The following is a 13,107-nucleotide window of genomic DNA, read 5'->3' as shown; positions in this document are numbered from 1 at the left end:
CTTACTGTTCGGAGTGATGCTCTCTCCCGAGCATAAGCAAACACGGTGTCAGAACTAACGTTAGCAAAGTCGCAAACGCCAAACCACCCGCGACAGCGGTCGCAAGCTGAGACCACCATTGAGTGCTTGGTGCGCCAAACTCCACTTTCTGATTAACTAAGTCGATGTTCATTTCTAACACCATTGGCAATAAGCCTAATATGGTGGTCACCGTCGTAAGTAAAACGGGTCTTAAACGCTGCACACCCGTACGCAAAATAGCCTCAGATTTTTCTAAGCCACGTTTACGCATCTGATTATAAGTATCGATTAAAACAATATTGTTGTTTACCACGATACCAGCCAACGCAATCACTCCAATTCCCGACATAATGATGCCAAATGGCTTTTGGAAAATAAGTAACCCAGCGAAGACACCAACAGTAGAAAACAGCACTGCGCTAAGGATTAAGAAAGCTTGATAAAAGCTATTAAACTGCGTAATTAAAATCAAAGCCATCACACCAAGCGCGACAATAAAAGCATTTTGCAAGAATGCTGATGAGTTTTCCTGCTCTTCATTTTGCCCCCGAATCTTATATTCAATGCCTTCCGGTAACTCGAGCTGTTCCATTCCAGCGGCAATCTTAGGTAATTCAAGCGCTAAATTGTAACCTTCCACCATATCCGCTTTAATATTGATAACTCGATGACCGTCGACCCTACGAATGGTGTCTTGCTTATGATCTGGTTTGATTTGAGCAAAATTCGTAATCGGTACTAGACCAGCTGCCGTTTTCACTCTCAGCTGATCAAATCGACCTATGTCGCGCTTATCTTGCGGATAGCGCACCAAAATATCGACTTCTTCATCTGCATCATCAGGCAAATAATCGCCTATTTTCAAGCCGTTCGTAACAAACTGGACGGTATTCCCGACTAAGGTAGCATCCGCTGCAAAGCGAGAGGCGTCATCTCGCTGGATATCAATTTGCCAATCAATCCCTTCCTTATTAGTGGTATCACTCAAGTTGGTCAGTGCAGGATTACCATCAGCCCAATGTCGTACTTTTTTGGCCGCTTCATCTAACGCACTAACACTCAAGTTTCGTGATGATACTTCAATCACGAGATCATGCTCGACAGGCGGTCCTGCGTCCGGGAATTTATACTCAAGTTCAACACCATAAAAGCGATCTGTCGTCTCTTTTAGTTCCTCAATAATGGTTTTCACTTTGCGTCGATACTGCCAATCCACAGGCGTTATTTGAATCTGGCCAATCTCGTCCCCATTATCGCTCGACCCCGTGCGCGTGTAGACACTTTCAAACTCGTCATGACCGAGCATCACCTTCTCGATTTCGCGCATAACAACATCTTTTTCGTGAATAGACAAGTCACCATAAGAACGAACTTTAACGGTAAAAAAGGCAGGGTCCACCTCAGGGAAAAACTCTGCACCCAAGCCAGCTTTGTTGTAAGTGAAGCCGACACCTGCCGCTAGCAGTATCGCGCTGAGTAAGACTTTCCATGGATGACGAATCGCTACCGACAGAGTCTGGTAATAAAGCTTGGTAATGCCTGTCGCTTTTTCAAAGTTGCCGTTATGCAGCTCCACCATTTCTCGCTGAGCTTTCTGATTGACGACTTGAGGCTTGCCAATGATCCCACCGATGACAGGAACGAACAGTAAAGCCATCATCAGTGAAGCGGCCAAGGTAGCAATTAAAGTAAGTGGTAAGTACTTCATGAACTCACCAGTGATGTCTGGCCAGAAAAGTAACGGAGCAAACGCAGCCAATGTGGTTGCTGTGGATGCGGTAATCGGCCAGGCCATTCGCTTTGCTGCATCTCGATAGGCTTCTTTACGTGGCGTTCCTTCTTGCATGCGCCGATCTGCAAACTCTGTCACCACAATGGCACCATCCACCAACATGCCTACTGCCATAATTAAAGCAAACAGTACGACGATATTGACCGTCAGCCCAAATACCGATAACACCAACAACCCAGTCAAGAACGATCCTGGAATAGAAATCCCCACGAGAAGCGCGGTCCTAACCCCCAATATGGCAATAATGACGATAACTACGAGGATAATTGCGGATAAGATATTGTTTTGTAGATCACTGAGCATCAATTTGACATCGTCGGATTGATCCCAAGTGTATTTAACTTGCAAATTGTCGGGCCACTCGGCGCGCTTCTGTCCCTGAGCCAGTACTTCTTTTACCAGCTCAACCGTTTCAATGATGTTTTCCCCTGCCCGTTTTTTTACGTCCAAAACGATGGCAGATTCGCCATCTAAACGAGCAAAACTTTCAGGATCGCGAAATGCACGCCGTACTGTCGCCACATCGCCAAAAGTGATCACCTCTTTGCCATTCACCTTGATCGGTAGTTCAAGCACATCTTTCAGTGAATCAAAAACCGATGGGACTTTTACCGAAAAGCGTCCATACCCAGTATCGACAAACCCCGCAGCCACAACTCGGTTATTCAAGGCAATTAAATTATAGATATCCGCTTGATCGAGACCGTAGCTTTCCATCAATAGCGGATCGACAACTATTTCCACGATGTCTTCGCGATCCCCTGCGATTTCAACTTCAAGAACCTGACGGAAACTCTCCAAACGATCACGTAGCGTTCTGGCAATCTGTACAATGGTCCGCTCTGGTACGGTGCCATATAGAACAACAGTCAAAACAGGCTCTTCAGATGCAAACGTGACTTCATTTACCGTTGGCTCATCACTGTCCTCTGGTAATTTTGGCTTTGCAAGATCAACCGCATCACGCACATCTGCCATCGCTTTATCAAGATCCACTCCAACACTAAATTCCAGCGTCACCGAAGCATGACCTTCTGATGCCACAGAGGTCATCTCTTTTACGCCTTCAATAGAGCGCAACTCTTGCTCTATTGGCCGAACTAATAAACGTTCGGCATCGACGGGAGAAATGCCTTGATGCCCAACAGAAACGTAGATAATAGGAATGGTAATATCAGGGCTCGATTCCTTGGGGATAGTGACGTAAGTAATGACACCGGCAATTAAGATCATCACCAGTAATGTCAGCATGGTGCGAGCGCGGGATAACGCAGCATCAATCAGAGTGTACATAAGTGCTCCTTACTGCTCACTAGCCGCTTCAACAACTACGTCATCAACTTTATTGGCCAGTACTTGATCACCATCTCGCACAAAACCTTGTCCCAGCACGATAATGTCTGCACGCTCTCCTAACCCAGAGAGCCACACACCATCATCCTCGGCCTTAACGAGTTGAATTGGAACAAACTCAACATGCTCATTACGCAGTGTCTTGACACCTAAGTTACCTTCTTCATCTAGTGCTAACATGGCAGCCGTAATCTTTACTGCCAACACTTCACTCAAAGGCAGCTGTACTTCTGCGCTCATACCGGCAGGAATTCTTGCGTCTTGATTATCAATTTCGATTTCAATTGGAAATGTATTAGTAGAAGCAGAAGAAACACGTCCAATGTAGCGCACACGACCTTGATGATGCTGTTGGTTAATGGTTCTTACGTCGGCTTCTAGGCCTTCCTTAAGGTATTGTATATGCCGTTCACTGACATCGGCTTCAATCACTAAAGTATCCAAATCAATGACCGTCGCAATAGGATCGCCAATCCCGACAAAATCACCTAACTCAACAAAGTGGTGATCTACGATGCCATCAAATGGCGCTTTAACCTCAGTATTTCTTAAAGCCGTTTGCACGTTACTCAAATTCGCACGTGCATCTACCAACGCTGCTTGCGCTGTCGCAAATGCAACCTCACCTTGCAGTCCACGACTTTTTAGCGATTTAGCTGCATTAAACTCTTTCTCTTTAACCAACAGCATCGCCTGGGCCCGTTTAAGTTGAATGCCAAGGTCGCGCTTATCGATGTTTGCGATCACTTGTCCCTGTTTGACCGCTTGGCCTTTCTTTATGTTAAGACTGACTATTTTACCGGCAACTTCGGCGCCAAGACGCGCTTGACGATTGGGCGCTGTTCGTCCATACAATTCAATGGTTTTACTGGTAGGTTCGGCAAGAAAAGTATCAAACATCACCTTTGCAAGTGGTGTCGTGTTCGTGGATGTTGAAGAGTTAGGATGATCATCTTGTGCTTTGAGTTGGCCGATGGTTAGCCATGCAACAAGAAGTAAGACGAGGATAAGAGATACTAGCCAAGGGCGCTCGACAATTCGGCGTCCAAAAGAAAGTCCAGACATATAAAGTCCTTTTTATTATTTCTCTGCATATCTGCGAGCGTGTGCTTTACGTGACATCCTTCTACATAAAGCACAGGCAGCCATTAGCTGCCTGTTAGGTGTTAATTACACACTGAACGATGCACCACAACCACATGTTGTCGTTGCATTGGGGTTATTTACGAAGAAGCGCGCTCCTTCCAACCCTTCTGTGTAGTCAACAATACCGCCAACGAGATATTGCAGACTCATAGGGTCTACAACCAGTGTTACACCACTGTTTACGATTGTTGTATCGCCTTCGTTTACATTTTCATCAAAAGTAAAGCCGTATTGGAAGCCGCTGCAGCCGCCGCCAGTAATGTATACGCGCAGTTTCAATGCTGGGTTTTCTTCTTCAGCAATCAATGCTTTAACGCGAGATGCTGCTGCGTCAGAAAAAGATAATGGTACGTTTACTTCGCTCACGAAGACCTCTCTCACTCGTGTAATGCGTCAAGCCTGAAGCAAGACGTCAAATTTGTGCTAATTGAGACGATTATCCAATACCTGACAAACTCGTTCAAGTATTCGCCGCCGATTCTTTATAACAGATGCGGATATATAAGATTACACTGCGAAACAACACATAAATTAAGCAAAACGTTTCTAACTTGATTATAGCTAGGTACAATGCGCTCCACTTGGTCCGAGCAATCAAAAGAGGATAACCCCATGACCAAATCATCAGAGCTGTATCAAAAAGCTCAGCAAACCATCCCTGGCGGTGTCAATTCACCAGTTCGTGCATTCAACGGCGTTGGCGGCTCTCCGCTATTTATCGAACGAGCAGACGGTCCACTGATTTTTGATGCCGATGGTAAAGCGTATATTGATTACGTTGGCTCTTGGGGTCCAATGATTCTTGGCCACAACCACGCGGTTATCCGCGAAGCAGTAATTGATGCAGCGCAACGCGGTCTTAGCTTCGGTGCGCCAACAGAACTTGAAATCGCGATGGCAGAATTAGTTTCTGAGCTTGTTCCATCAATGGAGCAAATCCGCATGGTAAGTTCTGGTACTGAAGCTACTATGAGCGCGATTCGCCTTGCACGTGGCTTCACCGGTCGCGATAAGATCATGAAATTTGAAGGTTGTTACCACGGCCACGCTGATAGCTTGCTAGTAAAAGCAGGTTCTGGTGCACTAACTCTAGGCCAACCAAGCTCTCCTGGCGTTCCTGCAGATTTTGCTAAACACACGCTAACAGCAACATTCAACGACCTAGATTCTGTACGCGAGCTATTTGCTGCTAACAAAGGCGAAATTGCTTGTATCATCGTTGAGCCAGTAGCAGGCAACATGAACTGTATTCCACCAGTGGAAGGCTTCCACGAAGGGCTACGTGAAATCTGTGATCAAGAAGGCACGCTACTAATTTTTGATGAAGTAATGACAGGCTTCCGTGTTGCTCTAGGCGGCGCGCAAGCACACTACAACATCAAACCCGACCTAACGACACTGGGTAAAGTGATTGGTGGCGGTATGCCAGTAGGTGCTTTCGGTGGCCGTAAAGAAGTGATGCAATACGTTGCACCTACAGGCCCAGTTTACCAAGCTGGTACCCTTTCCGGTAACCCTGTCGCAATGGCAGCAGGCTACGCATGTTTGAACCTTCTAAAAGAAGAAGGCAACGAAAAGCGCCTAGCTTCTAAAACGAAACAACTTGCTGAAGGTTTTAAGTCTCTAGCAGAAAAACACGGTATTCCGCTAGTTGTTAACCAAGTGGGCGGTATGTTCGGCTTCTTCTTCACTGACCAAGAAAAAGTAACTTGCTACGAAGACGTAACGAAGTGCGATGTAGAACGCTTCAAGCGTTTCTTCCACTTAATGCTAAAACACGGTGTCTACCTTGCGCCATCTGCGTTTGAAGCGAGCTTTACTTCACTCGCTCATGGTTCAAAAGAGATTGATGCCACACTAGAAGCTGCTGACCGCTGTTTTGCTGTTCTTGCAGAAGAAGCGAAGTAATCGCTAAAAACGGCGATAACGCATTTAGAAAAGGACCGTAACGGTCCTTTTTTATTGCCAATTCAAAATAACCAATATCGCTAATACCCCAACGACAATGCCAAACCACGGTATTCGCTTAGCTTTTTTCTCGGTTTGACACTTTTTATCACCGTTGCAACAACCCATAGCTCATCTCTTGATTGATAACCGACTGATTTGTAGTCATTATAGCAAGGTACATCGCCCTGCTCTAATTCGGCATTGTCATAAGCTTGAAAGAGTTAAGAGTGCAAAGTAATAAAGGTTACATGCCATCATTGAAGGCATAAACCGTAAACGTCACCTGTAAGTTGGACTAATACCATGCCAAATAATGTAAAAATAACGTCGAGTCACCGAGTACTAATGGTTGCTTTACTCGCCGCTGCTTTTGCTTGCTACTTATTGGTTGAGCCATATATCAATTCAATTGTGATGGCTTTTATCATTTCTTTGCTCATGTTTCCGATACACGAATGGTTTGAGCAGAAAATTCCCAAGCACCCCAATATGGCGGCACTGCTGTCATGTGTCGTCTTGACGTTTATTATTGTTATCCCGCTTTTATTTGTGTTTGCCGCCATTGTTCAGCAAGGCTCTGTTTTCTCACAAAATACATATAATTGGGTTACCAATGGTGGCATCCAAGATATATTCCAACATCCTTTCGTTATCAAAGGCTTATCGATTGTTAATGAGTACTTACCTTTTGATAAAATCGAGCCCAAAGCCATTGCTGAGAAAATTGGTCAATTTGCCACATCGTTTGGCTCTAACTTAGTCGCTATCAGCGCAAAGATTTTAGGAGACGCAACCAACTTCCTAATGAACTTCTTCCTAATGCTGTTTGTGCTGTTTTTTCTGCTTCGTGACCACGACAAAATTATCTCTGCGATTCGTCATATCCTGCCACTCTCACGTAGCCAAGAAGACCGCATATTGACAGAGATAGAGCAAGTTTCTAAATCAGCCGTAATGGGCTCATTCATGACAGCGATTGCTCAAGGTCTGGCTGGCGGTATCGGTATGTGGCTCGCCGGCTTCCCTGGGTTATTTTGGGGAACAATGATGGGCTTTGCATCATTCATTCCAGTGGTAGGAACCGCACTAATCTGGATTCCTGCAGCAGCGTACTTGTTCTTAACAGGCGATATGACTTGGGCTATCTTCTTGACGGTGTGGAGTGTAGTTGTCGTTGGCTCTATAGATAACCTATTGCGTCCGTTGCTAATGCAAGGCAGCGCCGGCATGAATACCCTTATGATTTTCTTCTCATTACTGGGTGGTCTGCATCTGTTTGGTTTGATTGGTCTTATCTACGGCCCACTTATTTTTGCCGTGACCATGGTACTGTTTAATATCTACGAGGAAGAATTCAAAGACTTCCTTAACCAACAAGACAACAGCTAGTCACCGCTTAATCACTTCAAGCTTGGGGCAGATTGTGCGAAAATCTGCCCCAAATTATTTCTGATGAACCAAATTTATGTCTGCTTATATCGCTCCTAGCCAAATAGCTCAGCGCCAACTTGAATACTTCAACGGAAAACACGTTTTAGTCGCTGGTGAAGTTGAAGACCTATTTCCTCTTGAGTTAGTGGCTCATTGTGAGTCTGTTGAAGTGTTTACTTCCAACTATAGCTACTACCGCCAAATTCAAACCTCTGACAAAGTGAAAAGTCATTTTGGCTCTGTGTTTGATGTTGAAACAAAAGCAGACATGGTCCTTTTATACTGGCCAAAGGCAAAAGCTGAAGCAGAATACTTGCTGGCGATGTTGATGGCGAAACTGGGCATTAACACCGAAATCGTCATCGTTGGTGAAAACCGCTCCGGCATCAAGAGCATAGAGAAGATGTTCCAAGAATACGGCCCTGTGAACAAGTACGACTCTGCTCGTCGCTGCTCATTTTACTGGGGTAATTGCCTCAATGAACCAAAACCTTTCAACCAAGCAGATTGGTTTAAGTCTTACACTGTTACACTCGGTGAGCAGTCGCTAGCGGTTAAGAGCCTACCTGGCGTATTCAGCCATGGCGAGTTCGACTTAGGTAGCCGATTGCTGCTTGAAACCTTACCTAAGCTGTCGGGCAAAGTGCTCGACTTTGGTTGTGGTGCAGGTGTGCTCGGTGCGTTTATGGCGAAAGCGAATCCAGAGATCGCGATTGAGATGTGTGACATTAATGCTTATGCGATCACTTCTAGCCAAGCCACATTAGAAGCGAATGGTTTATCCGGACGCGTATTTGCATCAGATATATACTCGGATACCGCAAAAGACTACCGCTTTATTATCAGCAACCCGCCATTCCACAGTGGTTTAGACACAAATTACAACGCAGCGGAAACCTTGTTGGGTCAGGCACCACAATATCTAACCAAAGACGGCGAAATGGTGATTGTCGCGAATAGCTTCTTAAAATACCCACCAATTATCGAGCGGGCGTTTAATAATTGCGAGACGCTAAATAAGACCAATAAATTTTCTATCTACTACGCGAAAAAATCATAACTTCCCCCCGCGCAGGCACAAACCTGCGCGATTTTTTCTCATAAATTCAACACTCATAAGAAAAACTGCGTCACCCTGCACGCTTTACAACTAACTTTCTTGTCAAAGAAAAAAAACTCGTTAATTTTGTTAATTCTATCTAGTTGAACATCTTATCCGTTTTTAACGAGAACCTCGGCAGCGAAGTATGTTTTAGAACTGCCCATTATGAGTTGTAATCTTATCCATGTTTAAATTCTACAAAAAACAGAAATTTAAGCGCCTTCAGAGTACACTGATGACCGCATTTCTGGTGCTCAGTATCACACCTCTTACCATTACTGCGATCTTTTTCTTGCAGTCCCACAGTAAAGATCTGCAAGAACAAAGCACCTCACACTTACTGTCTGTTCGAGATACAAAACAGCAGCAAATCATCGACTACTTTGAGGCACGAGAAACCGAAGTCATGGGCTTTGTGCGCTCAGAGTTGGCTTACGCCAGTGGTGGCCGATTCTACGGTCTCGTCAATGCTTTTAGTCGTTTAGGCAATGATATTGAAGAGTCTCGTAAAAACGCCCAACAGCGCTACATCGAGGGCAGCGGAGACCAAATCAAAACCTCAACGTTACCCGAGTCATCCAACTATGTAGGAAGTGAACGTTACCGGCTTTTACATAAACGCTATCATTGGGCCTACTTAGAGCTCCTCAAGCGCTCTGATTTTAATGACATTTTGCTGGTAGACATCAATGGTAACGTCACCTACTCGATCAACAAAGACGATAACTACGGAACGAACTTGTTATCAGGCCCCTACAAAGACTCGGCACTTGGCAAAACTTTCAAGCGTCTCGCCGATGATGTGACTGAACGTCGAAAAGTAAACGAAGACTACACTCCTGTGATTGTGTCTGACTTCGAGCTGGAAGGGGGGAAATCAGTCGCTTGGCTAGGTGCACCAATTGTTCAGCAAGGTTATCTACACAGCTATGCCATGTTCCGCTTGCCAAATAATGGCATCACTAAGTTAGCCGCAGACGCCAACCGAGAGTCATCAATTAACACCTTGCTGGTTGGAAATGATCACCAACCTCGCACAATTAACACGAAACAAGACGACATTAAGAACAGTTTAGAAGTGATCGATAAAGCACTCTCTGGTGCATTTGGTGTCGGCACTTACACAAACGGTTTAGGTGAAGAGATCATCGCGGCTTATGCACCGATTGAAACTCGTGGTGTGATTTGGGCGCTCGTCGTACAGTTACCAGAAAACGAAGCTTTCGCTCGTATACATCAACTCGAAAAACTATTCGTTATCGCTATGTTGATCGCCATTATCCTTGTGGTGATCGCTTCTCACTATTTATCAAACTTTATCACTTCTCCGTTGCTGAAATTGACTTGGGTTGCCGAAAAGGTCTCTGCAGGGGATCTTGATGACACGTCTTTTAATACGGTTCGTAAAGATGAAATTGGTCGGCTTGCGTTAAGCTTTGAACGAATGCAACGCTCTATTCGAGAGAAGATTCAAACCATTAAGAAGCAAAATGAAGAACTAGAAAGCAACATACAGATCATTCAGAAACAGAATGAAGAACTGCAATTGGCCGATAAATTAAAAGATGAGTTCTTAGCCACGACTTCTCATGAACTTCGTACACCGTTACACGGCATGGTCGGGATTGCTGAAACCTTAGCGTCCGGCGCCAATGGCGCGATCCCCGCTAGCCAGAAATATCAGCTTGATATCATCATTAAAAGTGGTCAGCGTCTCGCTAATCTAGTCGATGACTTGTTGGATTATCATAAAATGCGTTATGGAAGCATGGATATCCAGAAATCAGCAGTGAGTTTGGGCAGTGCAACACGATTGGTTTTAGAGCTTTCTAGCCATTTACTTGGAAGTAAAACCATCCGCATCATCAACCAAGTCCCTGCGGATTTAAAAGCAGTGTCAGCTGACCCGCAACGCCTTGAACAAGTGCTATATAACCTGATTGGCAATGCGATTAAATACACCTCAGAAGGTAAAATTGTTATCTCCGCTAATGTGGTAGATGATCATGTACGCGTACAAGTCGTGGATACTGGACAAGGAATTCCCGCAGAACAACTTGAACATATTTTTGAACCACTCATCCAAGCAGGGCAAGACGCGAGCCGTTATCGTCAAGGTGCAGGACTTGGGCTCTCCATTAGCCGCCAATTGATCGAATTAATGGGAGGTTCGTTATACGTCAGTAGCCAACCAATGGTCGGAACTACCTTCAGTTTCACTTTACCGCTCGCCAGTAAAGAAGAAATCCTAGCAACCCAGACTCTAGCTGCGCACGGACACTTCCAAATCCCTGAAGTTAATGTAGAGAACAGTGAAGACTTATCACTTCCAGAGAACCCAGACGGCCCGTTACTGTATGTTGCTGACGATGAACCAGTAAACTTACGCGTGCTTGAAAGCTTTTTACGTTTAGAGGGCTATCGTGTGCGTACCGTCTCCGATGGGCCAGAAACGTTAGCGCTCGTCGAGCAAGAGAAGCCGGAACTTCTGTTATTGGATATCATGATGCCAGGCATGAGCGGCTACCAAGTTTGTAGTGAACTACGTGAAACCTATGATCATGCCGAGTTGCCAATCATTATGCTCACCGCACTCAGTCAAACAGAAGATCGTGTAAGAGGTTTTGAGGCAGGAGCCAACGACTATTTATCGAAACCATTTAATAAACAAGAGTTGGCGGCACGTATCCAAGCGCATTTAACGGCAAGTAAAGCAGAAATGCGCCATATGGAAAACAAAGTGCTAGAGTCTGAACTTAGACAGCGAGCAGTCGTTGAAGCAAGCTTACTTGAGACTCAAGGTCGTTTGTTGGAACAGCTAGAATCGGCTCCTGAAGCTATCATCTGTCTACGTGAAGACAAGCGTATTCGCTTTGCTAACGAAGCTGCTTGTAAGCTATTCAAGCGCAGCTTAGAACAGCTAAAGCGCTCATCTGCTGATGAGCTGATTGCCCCTAAATATCTAACCGTCAAACAACCTCATTACTGTGGCAAGATTGATATCTATATTGAAGATATTCGTCAGAACATCGAAGCAGACATTCTTAAGCTCCCTGAAGGTTCAGGGTTAGATATCATGTACATCTTTAATGTCGGCGGTGGAGCCAGTGCCGCTCGCATACATAATCTAGAAACCGCCGTAGAAGTGCTTTCAAGTTATGCATTTGATGGTGACAAAGACCAATTGCAAAAGCTAAAAGAGCTTGGCGGAGAATTTACGCGCCTTGCAGACAAAGCACTCGGTAATAAAAAGGACAAGCAAGAACTTATGCGGGAAGTTCTAGTCGACGCAATGACACATGCTTTAGAGTATTGGGAATCTGTAACGGGTGAAAGTAAATTCGCATTTGCAGAGCAAAGTGGCTTGTGGCGCGTTTATCTAGACCGAAGTACTTTACAAACACGCACCTTAGATAAATACATGCGTATAGAAACATTACCCAAAACACCACGTTGGAGAACGGTGCTAAGCTCGATAGAGTTCATTCTCGAACACTGCAAAGAACAGAGCCCCGAGAGAGCATACATAGAAGCACAACGAGATAAACTACAGCGACTATTGACCAGCTAATATTTATCAAAAAAACTAGCCCAGCGTGCATGCTGGGCTTTTTTGTTATTCGAGTATTCCCTTCCTTGAGATAAAAGAGACCGCCTCTTCCTACCCCATTAACATATTTCCAATAACGAACATTCGGTTAGACAACGCTATCTATTGTTGGTCTTCAAAACGTACGACCTTATCCATTTAACTTGTCTTAACTAGGTAAGTTCGAGCAACCGAAAAAACTTCATTCATACAATAAAAAAAGGACAACAAACGGAAGAAAACTGTCGATAAAAAAGGCCATTTTTCAGATAACAAGCGGATTTTGACGAACTATTGATAGAGATTGCGAACTTAATCACAACAGAACGGCAGATTAATTTTTAGCTGATTAATTAACACTATTTCTGCATGTGAGCGAGATCTCCGAACCTAGAAACCAAGCAAGAAACGTATATTTTAAATAGATCACCAGGTTAGTAATCACCAACACTCATTATTAACAAGGATATAAACTGCGACGCATATCAACGTTTATTTTTTGTCCCTCTACTGGTTAAAATTAGCCAAAATAACGTTTATAACGGAGAGCTCAGAGATTTTAACGTTTTTAACGGGAATCAAGTTTGATTATTTTATGGATAAGGTGTTTTCTTACTCCTGCCTAAGGCCTACAGGCCACTCTTGGCGAAACTCAATGTTGTAATGAGTAAGGCATGTACAAGAGGTAGGTCTTAGAAAGTGTTTATCAATTGATGACATTCA

At 44.5% G+C, this 13,107-nt stretch carries 7 protein-coding genes; 4 read left to right on the top strand and 3 right to left on the bottom strand.

Going from position 1 to position 13,107, the window contains the following annotated elements; translation table 11 throughout:
* Nucleotide 1: 1 nt before the first annotated feature.
* The 3 genes from vmeK to erpA form a co-directional block, all read right to left on the bottom strand.
* The gene (gene vmeK, locus R7P80_RS06785; protein WP_025768204.1) at nt 2-3,106 is read right to left on the bottom strand and encodes a multidrug efflux RND transporter permease subunit VmeK; all 3,105 of its coding nucleotides are present in this window, start codon (nt 3,104-3,106) and stop codon (nt 2-4) included.
* Nucleotides 3,107-3,115: 9 nt separating this feature from the next.
* Complete coding sequence (locus tag R7P80_RS06780; protein ID WP_154205059.1) at nt 3,116-4,231, bottom strand: efflux RND transporter periplasmic adaptor subunit; 1,116 nt, start codon at nt 4,229-4,231, stop codon at nt 3,116-3,118.
* 105 nt (nt 4,232-4,336) lie between these two features.
* Nucleotides 4,337-4,678, bottom strand: coding sequence for an iron-sulfur cluster insertion protein ErpA (erpA, locus tag R7P80_RS06775; RefSeq protein WP_005380031.1), 342 nt, complete (start codon nt 4,676-4,678; stop codon nt 4,337-4,339).
* Nucleotides 4,679-4,924: 246 nt separating this feature from the next.
* On the opposite strand from erpA, the gene hemL reads away from it, so the two are divergent.
* The 4 genes from hemL to R7P80_RS06755 all read left to right on the top strand — a co-directional run bounded on the left by hemL (nt 4,925) and on the right by R7P80_RS06755 (nt 12,366).
* Nucleotides 4,925-6,220 carry a glutamate-1-semialdehyde 2,1-aminomutase gene (gene hemL, locus R7P80_RS06770; protein ID WP_054579090.1) on the top strand — a complete coding sequence of 432 codons (1,296 nt, stop codon included), beginning with the start codon at nt 4,925-4,927 and terminating at the stop codon, nt 6,218-6,220.
* Between the two features lie 345 nt (nt 6,221-6,565).
* Nucleotides 6,566-7,651, top strand: a complete 1,086-nt coding sequence (locus tag R7P80_RS06765) for an AI-2E family transporter (protein ID WP_025768201.1) — start codon at nt 6,566-6,568, stop codon at nt 7,649-7,651.
* 76 nt (nt 7,652-7,727) lie between these two features.
* Nucleotides 7,728-8,753, top strand: a complete 1,026-nt coding sequence (gene rsmC / locus R7P80_RS06760; RefSeq protein WP_025768200.1) for a 16S rRNA (guanine(1207)-N(2))-methyltransferase RsmC — start codon at nt 7,728-7,730, stop codon at nt 8,751-8,753.
* Between the two features lie 226 nt (nt 8,754-8,979).
* Entirely contained in the window at nt 8,980-12,366 is a 3,387-nt protein-coding gene (locus tag R7P80_RS06755) for a response regulator (protein WP_047102640.1), read from the top strand.
* Nucleotides 12,367-13,107: the final 741 nt, after the last annotated feature.

Source organism: Vibrio sp. 2092 (assembly GCF_033339635.1).
GTDB lineage: Bacteria > Pseudomonadota > Gammaproteobacteria > Enterobacterales > Vibrionaceae > Vibrio > Vibrio alginolyticus.
This window is presented reverse-complemented; position numbering and strand designations above follow the sequence as displayed.